This window comes from Mesorhizobium sp. P171375 (genome assembly GCF_057786075.1).
This window is the reverse complement of record NZ_JBYNWF010000001.1, coordinates 927970-948188: the sequence shown is the minus strand read 5'-3', so window position 1 is coordinate 948188 and position 20219 is coordinate 927970. Positions and strand designations below refer to the sequence as shown.

22 protein-coding genes are annotated in these 20219 nt (G+C 63.4%); 12 read left to right on the top strand and 10 right to left on the bottom strand.

The window, feature by feature from the left end; translation table 11 throughout:
* Positions 1–189: 189 nt before the first annotated feature.
* Both ligD and ku read right to left on the bottom strand, forming a co-directional pair.
* Positions 190–2700 (bottom strand): DNA ligase D, encoded by a 2511-nt coding sequence (gene ligD, locus ACYHH6_RS04660; protein ID WP_352583300.1) that lies wholly within the window; start codon positions 2698–2700, stop codon positions 190–192.
* 5 nt (positions 2701–2705) lie between these two features.
* Positions 2706–3572, bottom strand: coding sequence for a non-homologous end joining protein Ku (gene ku, locus ACYHH6_RS04655; protein ID WP_352583026.1), 867 nt, complete (start codon positions 3570–3572; stop codon positions 2706–2708).
* Positions 3573–3926: 354 nt separating this feature from the next.
* On the opposite strand from ku, the gene ACYHH6_RS04650 reads away from it, so the two are divergent.
* From ACYHH6_RS04650 to ACYHH6_RS04640, 3 genes are all read left to right on the top strand, one after another.
* A complete protein-coding gene (locus ACYHH6_RS04650; protein WP_023672040.1) occupies positions 3927–4067 on the top strand; it encodes a hypothetical protein in 141 nt (46 codons plus the stop codon).
* Between the two features lie 179 nt (positions 4068–4246).
* Positions 4247–4672, top strand: coding sequence for a thiol-disulfide oxidoreductase DCC family protein (locus ACYHH6_RS04645; protein WP_352583028.1), 426 nt, complete (start codon positions 4247–4249; stop codon positions 4670–4672).
* 63 nt (positions 4673–4735) lie between these two features.
* Complete coding sequence (locus ACYHH6_RS04640) at positions 4736–6406, top strand: saccharopine dehydrogenase family protein (protein WP_352583030.1); 1671 nt, start codon at positions 4736–4738, stop codon at positions 6404–6406.
* Between the two features lie 15 nt (positions 6407–6421).
* Here the strand turns inward: ACYHH6_RS04640 and ACYHH6_RS04635 are convergent, their stop codons facing one another.
* Positions 6422–6883 carry a RidA family protein gene (locus ACYHH6_RS04635; RefSeq protein WP_192258678.1) on the bottom strand — a complete coding sequence of 154 codons (462 nt, stop codon included), beginning with the start codon at positions 6881–6883 and terminating at the stop codon, positions 6422–6424.
* A gap of 225 nt (positions 6884–7108) precedes the next feature.
* On the opposite strand from ACYHH6_RS04635, the gene ACYHH6_RS04630 reads away from it, so the two are divergent.
* Genes ACYHH6_RS04630 through ACYHH6_RS04620 form a run of 3 tightly spaced genes read left to right on the top strand, consistent with a single transcriptional unit; the run spans position 7109 to position 9796 of the window.
* Positions 7109–7477: a YciI family protein gene (locus ACYHH6_RS04630; protein ID WP_352583032.1), complete on the top strand. Its 369-nt coding sequence runs from the start codon at positions 7109–7111 to the stop codon at positions 7475–7477.
* A gap of 7 nt (positions 7478–7484) precedes the next feature.
* Positions 7485–8729, top strand: coding sequence for an RNA polymerase sigma factor (locus ACYHH6_RS04625; RefSeq protein ID WP_352583034.1), 1245 nt, complete (start codon positions 7485–7487; stop codon positions 8727–8729).
* Between the two features lie 38 nt (positions 8730–8767).
* Positions 8768–9796: a 2-hydroxyacid dehydrogenase gene (locus tag ACYHH6_RS04620; RefSeq protein ID WP_352583302.1), complete on the top strand. Its 1029-nt coding sequence runs from the start codon at positions 8768–8770 to the stop codon at positions 9794–9796.
* 199 nt (positions 9797–9995) lie between these two features.
* Here the strand turns inward: ACYHH6_RS04620 and cysK are convergent, their stop codons facing one another.
* The gene (gene cysK, locus ACYHH6_RS04615; RefSeq protein WP_352583036.1) at positions 9996–10976 is read right to left on the bottom strand and encodes a cysteine synthase A; all 981 of its coding nucleotides are present in this window, start codon (positions 10974–10976) and stop codon (positions 9996–9998) included.
* A gap of 191 nt (positions 10977–11167) precedes the next feature.
* Positions 11168–11785, bottom strand: a complete 618-nt coding sequence (locus tag ACYHH6_RS04610) for a LysE family translocator (RefSeq protein WP_352583038.1) — start codon at positions 11783–11785, stop codon at positions 11168–11170.
* Between the two features lie 222 nt (positions 11786–12007).
* On the opposite strand from ACYHH6_RS04610, the gene ACYHH6_RS04605 reads away from it, so the two are divergent.
* Positions 12008–12940 (top strand): hypothetical protein, encoded by a 933-nt coding sequence (locus ACYHH6_RS04605; protein WP_352583040.1) that lies wholly within the window; start codon positions 12008–12010, stop codon positions 12938–12940.
* On the opposite strand, the gene ACYHH6_RS04600 is transcribed toward ACYHH6_RS04605, so the two are convergent.
* The 3 genes from ACYHH6_RS04600 to hrcA form a co-directional block, all read right to left on the bottom strand.
* Positions 12919–14268: a PQQ-dependent sugar dehydrogenase gene (locus ACYHH6_RS04600; protein ID WP_352583042.1), complete on the bottom strand. Its 1350-nt coding sequence runs from the start codon at positions 14266–14268 to the stop codon at positions 12919–12921. The two genes, ACYHH6_RS04605 and ACYHH6_RS04600, sit on opposite strands and share 22 nt — an antisense overlap.
* A gap of 105 nt (positions 14269–14373) precedes the next feature.
* Positions 14374–14577 (bottom strand): hypothetical protein, encoded by a 204-nt coding sequence (locus ACYHH6_RS04595; RefSeq protein ID WP_192258685.1) that lies wholly within the window; start codon positions 14575–14577, stop codon positions 14374–14376.
* Positions 14578–14612: 35 nt separating this feature from the next.
* Complete coding sequence (gene hrcA / locus ACYHH6_RS04590) at positions 14613–15698, bottom strand: heat-inducible transcriptional repressor HrcA (RefSeq protein ID WP_112559112.1); 1086 nt, start codon at positions 15696–15698, stop codon at positions 14613–14615.
* Positions 15699–15951: 253 nt separating this feature from the next.
* Here hrcA and rph point away from each other — a divergent pair, with 253 nt between their 5' ends.
* The 5 genes from rph (at position 15952) to ACYHH6_RS04565 (ending at position 19458) form a co-directional block, all read left to right on the top strand.
* A complete protein-coding gene (gene rph / locus ACYHH6_RS04585; RefSeq protein WP_352583045.1) occupies positions 15952–16668 on the top strand; it encodes a ribonuclease PH in 717 nt (238 codons plus the stop codon).
* A gap of 190 nt (positions 16669–16858) precedes the next feature.
* Positions 16859–17269 (top strand): VOC family protein, encoded by a 411-nt coding sequence (locus tag ACYHH6_RS04580; RefSeq protein WP_352583047.1) that lies wholly within the window; start codon positions 16859–16861, stop codon positions 17267–17269.
* Positions 17269–17916 carry an RdgB/HAM1 family non-canonical purine NTP pyrophosphatase gene (gene rdgB, locus ACYHH6_RS04575; RefSeq protein ID WP_352583049.1) on the top strand — a complete coding sequence of 216 codons (648 nt, stop codon included), beginning with the start codon at positions 17269–17271 and terminating at the stop codon, positions 17914–17916. Before ACYHH6_RS04580 ends, rdgB begins: the two co-directional genes overlap by 1 nt.
* A gap of 1 nt (position 17917) precedes the next feature.
* Positions 17918–19075, top strand: coding sequence for a radical SAM family heme chaperone HemW (hemW, locus tag ACYHH6_RS04570; protein WP_352583051.1), 1158 nt, complete (start codon positions 17918–17920; stop codon positions 19073–19075).
* Between the two features lie 59 nt (positions 19076–19134).
* Positions 19135–19458: a low molecular weight protein tyrosine phosphatase family protein gene (locus ACYHH6_RS04565; protein ID WP_352583053.1), complete on the top strand. Its 324-nt coding sequence runs from the start codon at positions 19135–19137 to the stop codon at positions 19456–19458.
* Positions 19459–19676: 218 nt separating this feature from the next.
* On the opposite strand, the gene ACYHH6_RS04560 is transcribed toward ACYHH6_RS04565, so the two are convergent.
* Together ACYHH6_RS04560 and ACYHH6_RS04555 are read right to left on the bottom strand one after the other, a co-directional pair.
* Positions 19677–19865: a hypothetical protein gene (locus ACYHH6_RS04560; RefSeq protein WP_352583055.1), complete on the bottom strand. Its 189-nt coding sequence runs from the start codon at positions 19863–19865 to the stop codon at positions 19677–19679.
* Between the two features lie 7 nt (positions 19866–19872).
* Entirely contained in the window at positions 19873–20064 is a 192-nt protein-coding gene (locus ACYHH6_RS04555; RefSeq protein ID WP_352583057.1) for a hypothetical protein, read from the bottom strand.
* Positions 20065–20219 lie beyond the last annotated feature (155 nt).

The window sequence follows — 20219 nt, the reverse complement described above, 5'->3', positions numbered from 1 at the left end:
GCGGGACAGCACCCCCCTCTGGCCTGCCGGCCATCTCCCCCGCAAGGAGGGAGATCAAGCGCACCTTGGATTTCGCCAATCTCCAACCTCGCAAGAAGAGCGACGCTTTGAAGCTGCCAATCTCCCCCCTTGCGGGGGAGATGTCCGGCAGGACAGAGGGGGGTGTGACGGATCGCTACGTCGGCCTTTTCACCCCCGCTTCAACACCTTCGCCTGCTTGAAGAAATCCGCCCAAGGATCAGCTTTCTCCAACTCCTTCAATGTCGTCTTGTCGCCGATCGGGAAAGAATTCGGCGCCAGCCCCGCTTCCACCTCCGCCCAGGTCACCGGGATCGACACCGTCGCGCCCTTCTTGGCGCGTGAGGAGTAGGGCGCGACCGTCGTCGAACCCCTACCGTTGCGTAGATAGTCGACGAAGATTTTTCCGGTGCGCGCCTTTTTCGATAGCGTTGCCGTGTAGCGATCAGGCGCGGCCTGCTCCAGCGCCTTGGCGAAATCATGGGAGAAGGTTTTGACCGCCTCCCAGTCCGCCGATGGTTTCAGCGGCACCAGCACGTGGTAGCCCTTGCCGCCCGATGGCTTGACGAAATTGGACAGCGACAGATCGTCGAGCTTGCCTCGGATGTCGAGCGCGGCCTCGCGCACCGCCTTGACGTCGACGCCCTCGTCGGGATCGAGATCGAAGATGATCTGGTCCGGCTTTTCCAGCTCGTCGGTCGTGCAGCCCCAGATGTGGACCTCGACCACGCCGTACTGGACCAGAGCGGCAAGGCCGTCGAAATCCCGGATGAACAGGATCTCCTCGCCGTCGGTCGGGTCTTTCATCCGGGCGATCTTGTCGCTCATGCCGGCCGAGGCGTGTTTCTGGAAAAAGCGCGGGCCACCTATGCCGTCCGGCGCCCGCACCAGGCTGAGTGGCCGGTTGACGACGAATTGCTGCATGCGTGGCCAGACCAGCGCATAGTGCTCGAGCAAAGCCTGCTTGGAGATCTTCTCTTCGGGCCACAGCAGCTTTTCGGGATGGGATAGTTTTACGCTGGTGGTCATTGCCCCAGCTTTGGTCCCGGCAGCCTTGCCGGCGCTGCTTGCCGCGGGCTTTGCCTTGCTGTCGGCCTTCGATGGCTTTTCCTGCACGACTTCCTCCGCCGGCTTGTCCTCGCGCAGTCCCTGGAACGACGCGTGGCGTATTATACGGTCCGAGGTCCAGCTGCGGAACTCCACTTCGCCGACAAGTTCTGGCTTGACCCAGACCAGGCCTTTGCCGTTTGGCACGGCTGCGGCGAAGGGCGACGATTTTGCCTTCAACGCATCGAGCTTTTTCTTCAGATCGGTGGCGCCCTTGACCGAAAAGCCGGTGCCGACGCGGCCGGCATAATTGAGCTTGCCGCCTTCGAAATAGCCGACCAGCAGCGAGCGCAGGCCGCGGCCGGTCTTTTCCGACGGCAGATAGCCGCCGATGACGAATTCCTGGCGCGCCGTGCATTTCGACTTCACCCAGCTCGGGCCGCGGCCGCTGCGATAGGGTGCGTCGGCGCGTTTGGAGACGATGCCTTCCAGCCCCATGCGACAGGCGTGCTGGAGCATGATCTTGCCGGGTTCGGCAAAATGGTCGCTGAAGCGGACGGCGGCATTTTCGGCCGGCTCGCCGAGCAGCTCCTGCAAGGCCTGCTTGCGCTCGACCAGCGGCTCGCGGCGCAAATCCTTTCCGTCGAGCCGCATCAGGTCGAAGACGTAGTAGGTAAAGCGGCTGGTTCGATTGGCGGAGAGATCCTGCTGGAGCAGCGAGAAAGAAGAAACGCCGCTGTCGGCCAGCACGACGATCTCGCCATCGATGATGGCGTCGCTGCATTTCAGTTGGGCCAGTTCGGCAACGATCTCGGGGCCGAATTTCTCCGTCCAGTCGAGGCCGGTGCGGGTCAGCAGCCGCACCTCGGTGCCGGCGATCTGCGCCTGCATGCGATAGCCGTCGAATTTGACTTCGTGCAGCCAGTCCTTGCCGGGCGGCGCGTCGCGCTCCAGCGTCGCCAGCTGCGGCTCGATGAAGTCGAGGCGTTTTCCGCGCGCTGCTTTCGCCTTGCCGGCGGCAGGCTTGTTGGAATGCCAGACTTTCGGCTTCTTGCCGTCGGCGGTCTTGCCCTCCGCGACCTGTTCGATGGTCAGGCCCGACTTCACCGACTTCGGTGCGTCCTTCAGAATATCTTCGCCCGGGCGGGCAGCGGCATCGTTTGATTTGATCAGCAGCCAGTTGTCGCGTTTTTCGCCCGCGCGTGGCTTCAGCCGCACCAGATGCCACAGGCCGTTCAGCTTCTTTCCTTTGAGCTCGAATGAGATGTGGCCCTTCTTCATCGCCTTGGCGGCGTCGATCTCGGGCGTCCATGTGCCTTCGTCCCAGACGATGACCGTGCCGCCGCCATATTCGCCCTTGGGAATGGTGCCCTCGAAGGATGCATAGTCGAGCGGATGGTCCTCGACATGCACGGCCAGCCGCTTTTCGTGCGGATCGAGGCTCGGGCCGCGCGTCACCGCCCAGCTCCACAAGACGCCGTCATGCTCGAGGCGGAAATCGTAATGCAGCCTGGTCGCATCGTGCTTCTGGATAACGAAGATGCCGCCGGGCTGCTTGCCGCGCGTAACCTTGCCGGCAGGCTCGGAGGTCTTCTTGAAATCGCGCTTGGACTGATATTGTTCGAGGCTGGCCATGGTGCTCACGCCGATTTGCGTTTGGGCGCGGCGGCTTTCGCCTTGCCGCTTTTGGCCGCCGGCCTCGCCTTCTTGGCCGAGCCCTTCGCCGCGCCGCCATCCGACAGGCTCTTCTTCAGCGCGTCGAACAGATTGACCACGTTGGACGGCTTGGGCGCGGCCTGTGGCCTCGGCGCCTTCTTGCCGGCCTTCTTGGCGCGGATCAGTTCGAGCAGCGCGTCCTCATACTTGTCCTCGAATTTCGACGGATCGAACTTCGCCTTCTTCTTGTCGATGATGAGTTCGGCGAGATCCGTCATCTCCTGGTCGGTCTTCACCGCCTCGATGTCGCCGAAGACGGTTTCGGGCTGCCGCACCGTGTTGTCGTAGCGCAAAGTGGTCAGCACCATGCCTTTGCCGAGCGGCTCGATAGCGACGGGACGTTCCCGCTGATAGAGCACGATGCGCGCCAGCCCGGCCATCTTCTTGCCGGCCATGGCGTCGCGGATGACGGCAAAGGCTTCCTCCGACACCTTGTCGGCCGGCGCGACATAATAGGGCGTGTCGAGATAGATCTGCTGGATCGAGGCTTTGTCGACGAAACCGTCCAGCGCCATGGTGTGCGACGACTCGATCTGCACCGCGGCGATCTCGTCTTCCTCGATATGGACGAAGTCGCCGTCGTCGAGTTCATAGCCCTTGATCTCATTGCCTTCCTCCAGCGGCTTGCCGGTTTCGGCATCGACATAGATGCGCTTGACCGTGTTGCCGGTCTTGCGGTTCAGCACCCTAAACGAGACCTTTTCGGTGTGGGTGACGACGTTGGTCAGTTCGACGGCGCAGGTGACCAGCGACAGTTTCAGATAGCCCTTCCAGGCGGGGCGGGGTGCCATGGCAAAACTCCTGCGCGATGCGGTTCAACCGAGAACGGGCAAAGCCCGTTCCGGTTCCGGGCGCTGCCAGAGGAGCTTTCCGGCCGTGCGCACGGAAATTTCGCAGAGCTCGCCGAAATTGAAACAGAACCGCGCCCAAGCGACATCGAGACGAAACATATGTGATGCAAAAGTCACAATGCCCGAAATGGCGACGAACCACACTGAAAGACCCCGAAACAGCCGCATTCCGGCCACGAAGCGACGGGTTTTCGACCGAAGATTAACATCGTGTTCACCGACTATTCACGCCTCGACGCTATGATCCCCGCAATCGGACGGGACATCCGAAAATCGGGACAGGGACTAAGTAAAATGAAATTCTGGGGCCACATCGCCGGCTATGCCGCCGCCATCCGCGAATTCATCGCGCCGACCTATCGGCCGGAGCGCTATTACATGCGCGGACCGGGCCCGGCCTGCGCCCGTCGCGGCAGCTCGCTCGGCGCGCACTGATCATGACGTTCGAAAGCCGTCACGACAGCCGGATCTGCAGACCGGCCGCCGACTACCGCGCAACCACCTATCGCGCCGAGCGCCCCGCTCTGGCCGCGAGAAGCCGTGCGACAACGCCGCGGCTTTGATCCCGTAGCCGGCAGGCTTAGTGTCGCCTGACACAAGCTGCCGGATGTCCCGTGACTTCTCCTCCTGAACCCTTCGATGCCAGCCAGCCGTTGATCGTTTTCGATGGCGTCTGCGTGCTGTGCTCTGGCTTCGTACGCACGGTGGTCAGGCTCGACCGCAAAAACCGCTTCCGCTTCGCCACCGCGCAGTCGCCCTTAGGCGAGGCGCTGTTCCACAAACATGGACTGCGCACAGACAGCTATGAGACCAATCTGGTCCTCATCGGCGGCGCTCCTTTCATGCGGCTGGACAGTTTTGTTGCCGTGATGGCCGAACTCGGCTGGCCATGGCGGGCGGCGAAAGCCCTGCTGCTGTTGCCGCGCCCCTTGCGCGACTGGCTCTACGAACGCATCGCCAAAAACCGCTACGCCATCTTCGGCCGCAAGGACAGTTGCGAGATCCCGTCCGCCACGATGCGTGCGCGGATGATTGGCTGATCCCATGTCGCCCAAAAGTGACCTCGGTTTTGGGGAAACGACATGCATGGAGGCAACAGCGCGATGAGGCTTCTGGTCGTCGGCGGCTATGGCATTTTCGGCGGCCGCATCGTGCAGTTGCTGGAGAGCGAACCGCGCCTGACGCTGATCGTCGCCGGGCGCGGGCTGGCCAAGGCCGAAGCCTGGTGCAAAACCCGCATCGGCGCGGCGGCGAAGATGGTGCCCCTTGCGTTCGATCGCGGCGGTGATCTGCCGGCTCAGCTTTCGGCGCTCAAACCCGATTGTGTCGTCGACGCCAGCGGTCCGTTCCAGGCCTATGGCGCGGGCCGCTACCGGCTGATCGAGGCCTGCATCGCGCAAGGCATCCATTATCTCGACCTCGCCGACGGGTCGGACTTCGTCGCCGGCGTCTCCGCGTATGACGATGCGGCGCGCAAGGCAGGCCTGTTCGTGCTGTCCGGCGTGTCGAGTTTCCCGGTGCTGACCGCAGCGGTGGTGCGTCGTCTTTCCGCCGGCATGGCGCGGGTCGACACAATCCAGGGCGGTATCGCGCCGTCGCCCTTTGCCGGCGTCGGCGAAAATGTCATCCGCGCCATTGCCGGTTACGCCGGCCAGCCGGTCGACCTGAAACGCGATGGCGGTAAGGCGCAGGGCCATCCGCTGACCGAGCAGATGCGCTATACGATTGCCGCGCCGGGCAAGGTGCCGCTGAACAGCACGCTGTTTTCGCTGGTCGACGTGCCGGATTTGCGCGCGCTGGCGGACCTGTGGCCGCAGGCCAAAACCATCTGGATGGGCGCCGGGCCGGTTCCCGAAATCCTGCACCGCGCCTTGATCGGCCTTGCCTGGCTGGTGCGGATCGGACTGGTGCGGTCGCTGTCGCCGCTGGCGCCGCTGATGCACTGGGCGTCCAACCGGCTGCGCTGGGGCGAACATCGCGGCGGCATGTTCGTCGCGGTGGAGGGGGTCGACAAGGCGGGTGAAGCGATCAAACGCTCCTGGCATCTGCTGGCCGAAGGCGATGACGGGCCGCTGATCCCGGCCATGGCGGTGGAGGCGCTGGTGCGCAAGACGCTGGAAGGACAGGCGCCGGCCCCAGGGGCGCGAGCGGCGGTGCGCGACCTGGAACTTGACGACTATCAGGCGCTGTTTGCCGGCAAGGCGATCTATACCGGCTTCAGGGGTGACACTGCCGACGTCGAAAAGCCCCTCTATCCGCAAGTGGTCGGCGGCACCTGGCAGGATCTGCCCGAAGAAATCCGCGCCATGCATGAGCGCGTTGGAACGGCCGAGGGACGCGGCAGCGTTGAACGCGGCGCCGGTATTCTTAGCCGGCTATCTGGCTGGTTGGTTGGATTTCCTCCCGCCAGTGCCGACGTGCCGGTCCAGGTCCGCTTCGACTCCGGCAAGGATGGCGAGACGTGGACGCGAACGTTTGGCGCTCACACTTTCTCCAGCCGCCAGTTCGTCGGTAAAGGCCGATCACAGCGGCTGTTGTGCGAGCGCTTCGGCCCGCTGAACTTCGCCATGGCGCTGGTGGCAGAGCAGGGAAGACTGTCGCTGGTGCTGCGCCGCTGGAGCTTTCTCGGCCTGAAGCTGCCGATGTGGCTCTGCCCGCGCTCGGCATCCTATGAGAGCGTCGAGGACGGCCGCTTCCGCTTCCATGTCGAGATCTCGCACCCGCTCACCGGGCTGATCGTGCGCTATCGCGGCTGGCTCGAGCCGAACGCCTGATCCATCCCCGCGACCTCAGTCCGGCAGCGCGGCGACGGCGACGATCTCGATGACGATGTCGGCCTGGGCAAGCGCTGCGACGCCGATCACTTCCGAAGGCGGCGGATTGTTGTAGCTGCAGTGCTTCGGACAATGCTCTGCGAAGAACGCGTCCAGCACGTCGAGGCGAAAATTGGGAGAGCTGAGCACCCCGCCGTCGGGAAATGGCCCTCTGACGAAGAAGGTCAGCCTGATGAGGTGATCGAGGCTGCTGCCCAGTTCCTCCAGATCCGATTTGATGTTGCCGAGAACTTCACGCCACTGCGCCGCCGCATCGCCGGCGAAGCCGCCGCCTTTCTTGCCGGCTGGATCATAGTCGGCCGATGTCGCGGTGTTGCCGCAGAGATAGACGGTTCCTCTCGCTCCACTGACGACTGTGCCCTTTGCCCATGGCATCAACCGGCCGTTCTTGAATTTCTTGTGGGTCACGAGTTCCATTCTCTCCTCCCATGCCTCGCGTGACGTGCCCGCCACGACAGAGGATAGTGCTGCGCGCGACCGCTGCCAGTCCGGTGCTGCCATCGTCCAGCCAGGAAAGATCTGGTCCTTGCGAAATCTCCTTGTGAAGATGAAAGTTTTTCTGAAGCCTGTCGAAATCGGGCATGGCCACACGACATACGTCCGGCACGCAACGACGCGGCCTTCGAAAAACAGGAGAAGACCATGCGATACATGCTTTTGATATACGCGAACGAAGCCGCGATGGCGGCCGCGCCGAGCGACAAGACCTACGAGATCAGCGCCGCATACGGCGCCTACACCGAAGCGTTGAAGAAATCCGGAGCGTGGCTCGCCGGCGACCGACTGAAGCCGACCCAGCTTGCCACCGCGGTGCGGACGGCCAACGGCAAGACCAATGTGCTCGACGGCCCCTACGCCGACACCAAGGAGCAGCTTGCCGGTTTCTATATGATCGAGGCCGAGGACGCCGACGCGGCGATCGCATGGGCAGCGCGCTGTCCAGGTGCCAGCGCCGGCACTATCGAGGTGCGGCCGATCTGGGAAATGACCGAGTACCCTTCTCAGAAATGACCCAGTGATGGACAGTCGACCGGAGATCGCGCGCGCGGCGGCCGAGGCGGCCGCCCGGCAAAGCTACGGCAAGCTCGTCGCCTGGCTCGCGGCGCGCACGCGCGATGTCGCCGGCGCCGAGGACGCGCTTGCGGATGCCTTTGCCGCAGCACTTGAGCGCTGGCCGAAAACCGGCGTGCCCGAAAAGCCGGAGGCCTGGCTGCTGGCCGTGGCGCGCCGCCGTGGCGTCGATGCGGTGCGCCGTCGGCTGACCAGCGAGGCGAGCCGCGACCATCTCAAGCTGATGGCCGAGGAGATGGAGGCAAGCATGCAAGACGAAGACCTGCCCGACGAGCGTCTCAGGCTGATGTTTGCCTGTGCCCATCCTGCGATCGAGGCCAGCGTGCGGGCGCCGCTGATCCTGCAGACGGTTCTGGGTTTCGACGCGGCGACCATCGCCTCGGCCTTCCTGGTCTCGCCGGCGACGATGGGCCAGCGCCTGGTGCGCGCCAAGAGCCGGATCCGCGAGATCGGCATTCCGTTCCGCGTACCGGAGCGGGCCGAACTCGGCGAGCGGCTGGATACGGTGCTGGAGGCGATCTACGCCGCTTTCGCCGAAGGCTGGACCGACCCGGCCGGCACTGAAACGCAACGCCGCAACCTGGCGACCGAAGGCATCTGGCTCGGGCGGCTGGTGGCGTCGCTGATGCCCGACGAGCCGGAAGCGCTCGGTCTGCTGGCGCTGATGCTGTTCGCCGAGGCCCGCCGCCCGGCGCGGCGCGATGAAGCCGGCGACTATGTTCCGCTTGCCGATCAGGATTGCCTTCTGTGGGATCATGCGCTGATCGACGAGGCCGAAGCGCTGCTCGGCCACGCTGCGACCATGGGCGTGATCGGCCGCTACCAGCTCGAAGCGGCCGTGCAGTCGGTGCACGCGACGCGGCGGCGAGCCGGCCAGACCGACTGGGCGGCGATCCGAAATTTTTACGATGCGCTGTCGGCGATTGCCGGGTCGCCGGTGGTGGCGATCAACCGCGCCGTGGCGATCGCCGAGGTCGACGGGGCGGCGGCGGGACTGGCGGCGCTTTACGTGCTCGGCGACGACAAGCGGCTTAATGACTATCAACCCTACTGGGCTGCCCGCGCCGGCCTGCTGGCCAGGCTCGGCAATGCAGCGCAAGCGGTCGAAGCCTATGACCGGGCGATCGGCCTCGAGCGCGACCCGGCCGTGCGCCGCTTCCTGCAGGGGAAACGGGCGGCGCTGAAGAATTGAGCGGCGGCAGATAGCGCCGGGGTCTGGTCTTGCAACTGGTGCCAGTTTGCGCAAACCTCAGCCTCAACAGACCGGTCATCCGGTGGATGCCTGATTGCCTGAATCTGGGGGGCGAAGTGTTCGGCGGGCCTATTACCGTTCTCATGGTCAATGAGTATCCTGACTACATCGATGCACAGGTATGGGCTGCCGAGCTGAAAACCCGCGTGCCGCAGCTCGAGTTCAGGCTTTGGCCAGATGCCGGGAACAAAAGTGACATAGATGTTGTGCTGATCGACAAGGGCGCCAGTCCTGGCTTTTTTGACGCCATGACGGGGCTAAGCGCCGTCGTCTATTTGGGGGCCGGTGTCGAGGGTATTGATCTTCAGAGCTTTCCCAAGAGTGTTCCGCTCATCAGGCTCGCAACGCGTGAGCAGGCTTCGGAAGTGGTGCAGTACATCGTCCTTCGCGTTCTCTGCCAGCAACGGCATGTTGTGGATTACATGGGTCTGCAAACCCGCAAGGTTTGGAATCCGCTTGCGCCGCGGAAGATCTCCGAGACAAGAATTGTTGTACTGGGTGCAGGCCGCATCGGTGGCTGGGCCGCAAAGCTGTTTGCAGACTTGGGCTACGACACGGCAGTCTGGTCCCGCCATCAAAAGACGCTTCCTGGCATACATAGTTACTTTGGCCGTGCCCAGCTTGCGGACGCACTAACAAGCCGGGACTACGTTATCTGTTCACTTCCCCTGACTGGTGACACTCGTGGGATACTGAACTCCAGTACCTTTGGAAAAATGAAGCGAGGTGCCTACCTTGTGAATGTCGGCAGGGGCGCGCATGTCAACGAAGCCGACCTAATCCGCGCTCTCGACGAGGGTCAACTTTCTGGTGCTTGTCTGGACGTGTTTGAACGTGAGCCGCTGGAGGCTTCATCGCCGTTATGGAGTCATCCCAGGGTGACTATCACACCTCATGTCGCGAGCTTCTGGGTTGATTCTGGTATCGACCAGACCGCCGATCTCTGCGGTCAAATCGCAAGAGGAGAGCCTCTGTCCAACAAGATCGACCTCGAACGGGGTTATTGAATCGAACGAGGCTCCGATCTTCATGAAGCGCGGACATCAGCGCGTGCTTCCCCGGCTATTGCATCGGGTCCGAATATCTCGAGCCTCTGGCCGCCGAAGGTCAACGTCCCTCCACCTTCGGCAGCTTTAACGCATCGGAAGCAGCGGCCTCGCTCAAGCAGGCCCGCCACGGACGCTTTTTCAGCAAGTTCACCCGGGACTAGGCGCCAAGCCCGTCGAACAGAATCGTCGACAGATAGCGCTCGGCGAAGGAGGGGATGATCACCACCAGGTTCTTGCCCTTGTTCTCCGGCCGTGAGCCGACGACGATCGCCGCCTGGAGTGCGGCGCCCGACGAGATGCCGACCGGCACACCTTCGAGGCGGGCGACGAGGCGGGCGTTGGCGACCGACTCCTCGTTTGAAACCTTGACGATCTCGTCATAGATCGTGGTGTCGAGGATCTTTGGCGCAAAGCCGGCGCCGATGCCCTGGATTTTGTGCGGGCCGGGCTGGCCGCCCGACAGCACCGGCGATGCCTCAGGCTCGACGGCGACGACATGCACCGAAGGCTTGCGCTGCTTCAGCACCTGGCCGACGCCGGTGATGGTGCCGCCGGTGCCGATGCCGGCGACGAAGATGTCGACACCACCATCGGTGTCGTTCCAGATCTCCTCGGCCGTGGTGCGACGGTGGATCTCCGGATTGGCCGGGTTTTCGAACTGCTGCGGAATGACAGCATCGGGCAGGGTCGCCGCCAGCTCGTCGGCCTTGGCAATGGCACCCTTCATGCCCTTGGGACCTTCGGTCAGCACCAACTCGGCGCCGAGCAGCGCCAGCATCTTGCGGCGCTCCACCGACATGGTTTCAGGCATGGTCAGGATCAGCTTGTAGCCCTTGGCGGCGGCGGCGAAGGCGAGCGCAATGCCGGTATTGCCGGAGGTCGGCTCGATCAGCGTCGTCTTGCCGGGCCTGATGCGGCCCGACGCTTCCAGCGCCTCTATCATCGAAACGCCGATGCGATCCTTGACCGAGGCGATCGGGTTGAAGAATTCGAGCTTGGCCAGAAGGTTGGCAACGACGCCTTTCTCCTTGGCGAATTTGTCGAGCCGCACCAACGGCGTGTCGCCGATCGTCTCGGTGATCGAATTGTAGACGCGGCCGCGGCCGGGCACGCGCGGCGAAGAGACGGGCTTGTTCATTGGTTTCGCTCCCAAGTCAAATCAGGCAATTGGTCAGGCAATTGGCATCGGCGGACAGAATAGGGCTTTCGACCGCGCAAGATAGGCTGCCGGCCGAAAATATCGAGTGGGGTGCTTGCTGAAAAGACCGACCTCCCGGAAACGCATTTCCCGGATGGCCCGATTGGCGGAATGGATTGGCTGAAACCGGTCTACTGACGCGCCGCAATGGCTGCGGCTGCGCCAACCATGAAGCCGGCTGCGGTGCGGTTCAGCGCCTTCAGCGCGCGCGGCGATTTCAGAAACCAGCGCGCCTTGGCGGCCAGCGCCAGATAAGGCACCAGCACCACGAAGAGCACGATGACGGTGAGCGCGACCAGGATGCCGTAGTCGGCGAGCGTGATGGTCTTCAGGTCGACGATGGTCGGCGTGATTGCGAGATAGAAGATCATCGTCTTCGGGTTGCCGAGCGTGACGGTGAGGCCGGCAAGGAAGCTCGATGCCAGACCACCCTTGCCTTTCTTGGCCTCGACCGTTTCGGGCGTGATGCCGGCGATCCAGAACCGCCAGCCGAGGAAGGCGAGATAGGCGACGCCCAGCCATTTGATGGCGAGGAAGACCATGCCGAAGGTCTGCGCGACAAAGGCAAGGCCGAGCACCACGGCGGTGAGATAAATGAGATCGCCGAGCATCAGTCCGAAGGACATGGCCAGCGACGAGCGGAAGCCGGAGCCCAGCGCCCGCGCCACAAGCGCGGTGACGCCAGGGCCGGGAATGGCGGCGGCGATGCCGAGTGCGGCGCTATAGGCGAGAAAGCCGGTGAGGGTCATGACGGTTGCACCCCGTAAAGTGCCCCTGATGCCATGAAAGTCGGCAGGGGTAAAACGGATTCGAATGCGCCAGCAAGGTCGGACGGTCGTCAGGGCACGGCCGATAACGAGAGATGGTTCACTTACGCGCCGTGGGAGAGCGGCTATCCCCCATCCGCCCCACCGCACTTTGCAATCCCTAATAGCTGCGCTCTTGCGCGGCTACACCGACAGGAGCTGCCCATGCTAGCGAAACGACTTCACATCCAGCTTCTGCAATGGAAGCCCCATTCCGGGGCGCGCGGGCACGAGCTGGAATGGTATCTGTGGTTCGAGGGGCGGCAGGCCTTCAGCCTGTTCGACAAGGGCACGAGCGATATCGTCCGAGCGCCTGGGTACTTTGCCGACAGCCGGAACCCCGGCGCTCACCCCGTTCATCCGATGATCTATCCGCTGGTCGTCAACAACCGCTTCAAGGTGCGGCTGGTCGCGTTAGAGCGCGACTCCCCGGACCCCGATGACACTGCCAAGGGCGAATTCTACATCGACCTCGACACCAAATATCCGCCGGTTTCCGACTGGCGCATCGTTGCTTCCGATCCGCGCAACAGCGACCTCAACGTGGAAGCGTCGTTCCAGCTGCAATGGCTGGACTATGTCGACACCAATGAGATCCCCGACACCGGCGTGCGGCGCATCGTCGACAAGTCCAATTATCCCTACCCCTGGGGCGCCAATGTGATGATGTTCGAGCACTGGCTCGGGCTTGGCCGCAAGGCAGCGCTCAAGCTTGACGACCAGAACCGCGCATCGCGCCGCGAATACTGGATGATCAACGGCAATGCGGCCCGGCGCATGGTGCAGGACGTCTATCGCTTCAACGTCAACCAGCTGGGCGTCGCCAACGACACGATCAGCAGTGTTTACGTGCCGAAGCTCAATGACGGTCACGTCACGGTGACGCTCTACGAACACGATTTCAGCGACAGCCGATTCGCGCAAGGGGCGAAGAAGTCCTTCGGCTCGGTCGGCCTCTTCAATCTCAGGGATACCGGTTTCGACGACCGCGTCTCATCGGCCGAGGTGATCCATACCTATCCCAAGGCGATACATCGGGACGTGCACTGGGGCAGCTCTTTGCCAAACCAATGGGCTCAGGAAGGCCCGTCGACATGAGTGATGCGCCAGATGGTGCCGTTGGCATCCTCGGTGAGGATGAGCGCGCCGTCTTTGGCCACCGCGACGCCGACAGGCCGGCCCCAGACGGAGTCATTGGAAATGACGAAGCCGGTGATGAAATCCTCATACTCGCCGGTCGGCTTGCCATCCTTGAACTTCAGTCGCACCACCTTGTAGCCCGTGCGTACGCCGCGGTTCCAGGACCCGTGCAGGGCAACGAAAGCATCGCCCTTGTACTCGGCCGGGAAATTGCTCCCCTCATAGAAGACAATGTTGAGCGGCGCAGAATGCGCCTGCATCAGCACGTCGGGGATGGTCGCCTTGCCGGCAAGGTCTGGGCGCTCACCCTTGCGGCGCGGATCCTCATTGTTGCCGATGTAGTACCAAGGCCAACCGTAGAAGGCGCCGTCCTTTACGGTGGTTGCGAATTCGAACGGAATGTTGTCGCCGAGCGAGTCCCGCTCGTTGACGACGCACCACAGCGCGCCGGTCGCCGGCTGCACGGTCAGGCCAGAACAATTGCGCAGGCCAGTGGCAACGATGCGGCCATTCTTGCCGTCTACGTCGAAGGCCAACACGTCGGCGCGACCGTCCTCCTCGCCCCAGGCGGCACCTGAAGGCATGGATTTGATCCAGGCGTCGAGGCCGCCGCGCGGTTCCTTCCCCATGCCCTCGGCGATATTCGATTCGGAGCCGACCGAGACATAAAGCGTCTTGCTGTCGGGCGAGAAGGCGATGTCGCGAGTCCAGTGGCCGCCCGAGGGAATGCCGGAGACAATCGTCTCCGGTTCACCGGAGGCTTTCAGATCGCCGTCGCGATAGGCGAAGCGCACCACGCTATCGGTGTTGGCGACATAGACCCACTGCGCCTTGTCGCCCGGCGGATAGAAGGCAATGCCGTAGGGTCGGCTCAGGTTGCTGGCAAAGATCGCTTTCTGGACGGGTTTTGCGCTACCCTTTCCGAGACGATAAACGCGTATCTCGTCGTAGTTGCTGTTGGCAACAAACAGGTCGCCATTCGGAGCAACGCGAACGACGCGCGGGTTGGCGATACCGGAGGCGATAAGCTCCGCTGTAAAACCCGGCAGCACAACTGGATTGGCGCCTTCGGGCCTCTCCGCCACGCCGGGGCCATTGGATGCGGATTCGGTGACAAAGGGCGCCTGCAGGTCCTGCGGCTTGATCAGCCGGCGCACGCCCGGTTTGTCCGCCTTCCAGTCGCCGAAAGCGTCCTTGCCGGTCAGCAGCGGTTGATCGGCTTGCTGAGCGAAGGCACTGGTGGCCACAAGCAGGGCAAGGCTCGCGAAGCCGGCAATCCGGATCATGCTGTCCTCCTCGAATTCACGCCGGTCGGGGCGCCATGCAAAGAAGAGATATCGCGCGAGCGCCACAAAAGAGAAGCGTGCGCGCGCAGATTCAAGCGAAACCCGTCAGCTGTCTTCTTCCTCGACGTCGAGATCGTCGTCGAGCCGCTTTTCCAGCGCGACGAGATCGTCCGGCAGCGGCAGGCCCATGGCGCGCATTTCGCGAAGTTTTTCGCGTAGCTGCTCCTGGATTTCGTGCTCGTCCTCGGGCTGGTTGACCATTTCCTCGAGCAGCAGACTGATCTGGGCCTTGAACGATTCAAGCGCCATTCTGCGCCCTCCTTTGCGGTGATCCCGGCTTCGGCTTATCTCAACATCCGGGTAATCAATTGGGCAGTGTAGTCGACCATGGGCACGATGCGGGCATAATTCAGCCTGGTAGGGCCGATGACGCCGAGCGCGCCGACGACGCGGGCATCCTTGTCGCGGTAAGGCGCCACCACCAGCGACGAGCCGGAGAGCGAAAACAGCTTGTTTTCCGAGCCAATGAAGATGCGCACGCCGGGGCCGTCCTCGGCGAGGTCGAGCAGCTGGATCAGCCCGTCCTGCGTTTCCAGGTCCTCGAACAGGTGCCTGAGCAATTCGATGTCGGCCTGGGCGGTGACATTTTCGAGCAGATTGGCACGGCCGCGCACGATGAGACGCGCCGGCAGGCCGCTGTCGGCGCCCGCCCACACCGCCAGGCCTTTTTCGACGAGATCCTGCGACAGCGTGTCGAGGGCGGCCCTGGTCTCGTCCTTGATACGAGCGATCTCGATGCGCGCCTCGGCGAGCGTGCGGCCCCTGATATGGGCGTTCAGGAAGTTGGAGGCTTCGTGCAGCTGCGAGACGGTGATGCCGGCCGGCAGGTCGACGACACGGTTCTCGACATCGCCGTTCTGCGACACCATCACGGCCAGCGCCTTGGTCGGCTCAAGCTGGATGAACTCGATGTGCTTCAGCGCCACCTCGTTCTTGGTGGCCAGCACCAGGCCGGCGCCGCGCGACATGCCTGACAGCATCTGGCTGGCCTCGGTCAGCATGTGTTCCAGCGTCGCGCCCGAGCCGGAGGCGCGCACCTGCGCCTCGATGACGCGGCGTTCCTCGTCGGAAAGATCGCCGAGCTCCATGAAGGCATCGACAAAGAAGCGCAGGCCGGTCTGCGTCGGCAGCCGCCCGGCCGAGATGTGCGGGGCATAGATCAGGCCGAGATGTTCGAGATCGCTCATCACATTGCGGATGGTGGCCGGTGACAGCGACGACGGCAGGATGCGCGACAGGCTGCGCGATCCCACAGGCTCACCATCCTTGAGGTAGGAATCAACGATGCGCCGGAAAATGTCGCGCGAGCGCATGTCGAGCGACTGCAGCGCGGGTGCCAGCAGACTGGGTTCGGTGACTGCCTTGGTCATTCGGGCCAAAAACCTCCGGCTAAAGGATATAGACTTCCTTCGCCCCTGCGCAACCCGCTGCCGCACTTGCGGTCAGCGGCGTCTGTTCCAGATCGCCCGCTGCCGCGTTTGCGGCCAGCGGCGTCGCTCTTGCGATCGCCCAATGCCGTATGCGGTCACCGCGCCGCGTTTGCGGCCATTTTCCTTTGCGCCATGGGCTGCATGCGTCTACAAGCCGCCCACGCAACCGCAAAAAGAACAGAAAGAGGCCTCGATGCGCCCCTCCAAACGCCAAGCCGACGAAATGCGCCCCATCTCCTTCGAGCGCGGCGTGTCCAAACACGCCGAAGGCTCGTGCCTGGTGAAATTCGGCGACACGCATGTTCTGTGCACGGCGAGCCTGGAGGAAAAGGTGCCGGGCTGGATGCGCAATTCCGGCAAGGGCTGGGTGACGGCTGAATACGGCATGCTGCCGCGCTCGACCGGCGAACGCATGCGCCGTGAAGCTTCTGCCGGCAAACAAGGCGGCCGCACGCTGGAGATCCAGCGGCTGATCGGCCGTTCGCTGCGCGCGGTCGTCGACCTGCAGGCGCTGGGCGAACAGCAGATCACCGTCGACTGCGATGTCATCCAGGCCGATGGCGGCACCCGCACGGCCTCGATCACCGGCGGCTGGGTGGCGCTCTACGATTGCCTGCGCTGGATGGAAGCACGGCAGATGGCCAGCGTTGCCAAAGTGCTGAAAGACCATGTCGCGGCGATTTCCTGCGGCATCCATGACGGCCAGCCGGTCATCGATCTCGACTACATCGAGGATTCGTCGGCCGGCACCGACGCCAATTTCGTCATGACCGGCAAGGGTGGCATCGTCGAGATCCAGGGCACCGCCGAGGGCGAGCCTTTCTCCGAAGGGCAGTTCGCGGAGCTGATGGGTCTGGCCAAGAAGGGCATCCAAAGGTTGGTGAGTTTGCAGCAGATGGCTGTGGCCTGATTGAATTTAGTGCGATGACGTCGGCGATCCTTCACACCCCCCTCTGGCCTGCCGGCCATCTCCCCCGCAAGGGGGGAGATCAGAGGTCGCTACCGTTTTCGCCAACCATCAACGTTGAGACGCTGCCAGCGGAACTGCCAATCTCCCCCCTTGCGGGGGAGATGCCCAGCAGGGCAGAGGGGGGTGCCTCGTGACTCCCTCTGCTATTTTGGAATCCGCTCTCTACGTCTCCGATCTTGCGGCCGCAGAAACCTTCTACCGCGATGTACTCGGCCTCGACCTCCTCGGCAAAGTCGACGGCCGCCATCTCTTCTTCCGCTGCGGCGCCGGCGTTTTGCTGATCTTCAACGCCGAGGCGACCAAAATCCCGCCGGCGCCGGATGCGCGGCTGAAAGTGCCGCCGCATGGCACGGTCGGCGAGGGCCATCTCTGCTTTGCGGCAAGCGCGGATGAACTCGGGCGCTGGAAGGCGCAGCTTGAGGCGAAAGATATCGCCATTGAAAGCGAATTCGACTGGCCGCAAGGCGGGCGTTCGATCTACATACGCGACCCCTCGGGCAATTCGATCGAATTTGCCGAGCCACGGATCTGGGGCCTTTGATGCATTCTCTCGATGGAAAGAAGATCGTCGTCGCCAGCCACAATGCAGGCAAGCTGCGCGAATTCGCCGATTTGATGGGTCCGTTCGGCTTCGAGGCGAAGTCGGCCAAGGACTGCGGCTTGCCGGAGCCGGACGAGACCGGCGCCACTTTCGAGGAAAATGCCTACATCAAGGCTTTTGCGGCGGCCAAAGCCACCGGCCTGCCGGCGCTGTCGGACGATTCGGGCCTCTGCGTCGACGCGCTCGACGGCGCACCCGGCGTCTACACCGCCAACTGGGCCGAAACCCCGGAAGGCACGCGCGATTTCGGCATGGCCATGCAGCGCACCGAAGTGGCGTTGCAAGAGGTCGGCGCAGCGGAGCCCAAGCAACGGACGGGGCGCTTCGTCGCCGTCATCTGCCTCGCCTTCCCAGACGGCGAAGCCGAATATTATCGCGGCGAGGCCGAGGGAACGCTGGTGTGGCCGCCGCGCGGCGAACTCGGCTTCGGCTACGACCCGGTGTTTCTACCCGACGGTTTCGACAAGACGTTCGGCGAGATGAGCGCCGAGGAGAAGCATGGCTGGAAGCCCGGCCAGCCAACGGCGCTGTCGCACCGCGCCCGCGCCTTCCAGAAATTCGCCCGCGCCAGACTTGGTTCGGCCTGAGATGTCGCTGGACCGCAGCCCGGGCTTCGGCGTCTATATCCATTGGCCGTTCTGCGCGGCCAAATGCCCGTATTGCGACTTCAACAGCCATGTCCGCCACCAGCCGGTCGACCAGCAGCGCTTTGCCCGCGCCTTCGAGACCGAGCTCGCGACGATGCGCGGGCGCACCGGGCCGCGCGAAGTGACCAGCATCTTTCTCGGCGGCGGCACGCCCTCGCTGATGCAGCCGCAGACGGTGGCGACGGTGCTCGACGCCGTGGCCAAGAACTGGACCGTGCCCGATGGCATCGAGGTGACGCTGGAAGCCAATCCGTCCTCGGTCGAGGCCGAGCGTTTTCGCGGCTACCGCGCCGCCGGCGTCAACCGGGTGTCGCTCGGCGTGCAGGCGCTGAACGACAAGGATTTGCGTTTTCTCGGCCGGCTGCACAATGTCGAGGAAGCACTGCATGCCATCGGGCTGGCGCGTGAGATTTTTCCGCGCCTTTCCTTCGACCTGATCTATGCCCGTCCCGGCCAGACGTTGGACGCTTGGCAAGCGGAGCTCGAACAGGCGATCGGCCACGCCGCCGACCATCTGTCGCTCTACCAGCTGACCATCGAGGAAGGCACGCCGTTCCACGCGCTGCATGCGGCGCACAAATTCACCATTCCCGACAATGACCGGGCAGCCGATCTCTACGCGCTGACGCAAGAGGTGACCACGGCGCATGGTTTGCCGGCTTACGAGATTTCCAACCACGCCCGGCCAGGCGCCGAAAGCCGGCACAATCTGACCTACTGGCGCTATGGCGAATATGTCGGCGTCGGGCCGGGCGCGCATGGCCGTTTCATCGAGAACGGCCACCGCACCGTCACCATCGCCGAGCGGATGCCGGAGACCTGGGCCAATCTGGTCGAGGCCAAGGGCCATGGCGTCACCGGCGGCGAAGTCTTGACGCGTTCGGAGGAGGCCGACGAGTTCCTGCTGATGGGGTTGCGGCTCGCCGAAGGCATCGACCTTACCCGCTACGAGACGTTTTCCGGGCGCGGCTTGTCCAGCGCGCGGCTGTCGGTGCTGCAGGACGAGGGGCTGGTGGCGCCGATCGGCAACGCCCGCCTGCGCGCCACGCCGGCCGGCATGATCGTGCTCGACGCCGTGGTGGCGGATCTGGCGCGGTAAGCATGATCCCGAAAAGTGGAGGCCCGGTTCTCGGATAAGATCATGCTTGAGAAAAGGCTTTGAAGAACGTCCTCTTCGTCTGCAGCCAGAATCGTTTGCGCAGCCCGACTGCCGAGCAGGTGTTTTCCAAACGCCAGGATATCGAGGTCGCCTCAGCCGGCACCAATCACGATGCCGACACGCCGCTAACGCATGAACTGGTGGCGTGGGCCGACATCATCTTCGTCATGGAAAAGGCGCACCGCTCCAAGCTGCAGAAGAAATTCAAGGCGAGCCTGAAGAAGGCTCGGCTGATCTGCCTCGATATCCCGGATGACTATGAATTCATGGATCCGGTGTTGGTGCGATTGCTCGAAGTGAGGGTTCAGAGATATCTGGGCTGACCGATGTGGTTGGGGCGTTCCACGCCCGAGCGTTCGTCATCCTCGGGCTTGACCCGAGCATCCATGCCGCGAGGTTAAGGCGTTGCAACGGTTCAGAATTCTGATCCCCGCATCCTTCGGCAGACGTCACGGAATGGATCCTAGGGTCTGCGCCGCGTCGCTTCGCTCGTTGCTTCGCCCTAGGATGACGAAGGCAGCGATGCCGCACCTATCGGCAATTAAGCGTCGTGCTTGAAGCGGCGCTTGCCACGGTGCTTTTCGGCATGCGCGTTGCCGGGTCGGGCCGGCTTGGCGTCGGCCTTGTCGCGACGGACGCTGTGCTGGTCGTTCATCGGATGCGGCGGCACGCCTTCTCTGGCGCTCTTGGTTTCAAGACGGGTGATGAAGATATCGAAGCGATTGGGCATCGTCCGGTCAGTGCTCCGTCGTGCTGCTTGGCTGGGGCTGATTGTCGGAAAGCCTGACATTCGTCGGCAAGGGGGTGGTGGCCCGCCTGGTCAGGCTGGTCTCGCTCTTGGCGAGCAGACGCTTGTCCTTTGGCGCGGGCACGCGGTTGCGCCCGGCATAGTAGGGCTCGAAAACGTCCTGCAATTTGAGGCTGTCCATCCTGTCCTCCTCCTCAAGAGACTCAGGTATTCAATCCGCCGGCCACGGTTTCGTTCCCCACTATGGCAAAGACATGGCGGCCGGATTACATCGGCGTCAGGTTTGGGGCGGTCAGGTTGAGGCGGGACGCCGGGCTTTTGCAACCGCGCCTGCGC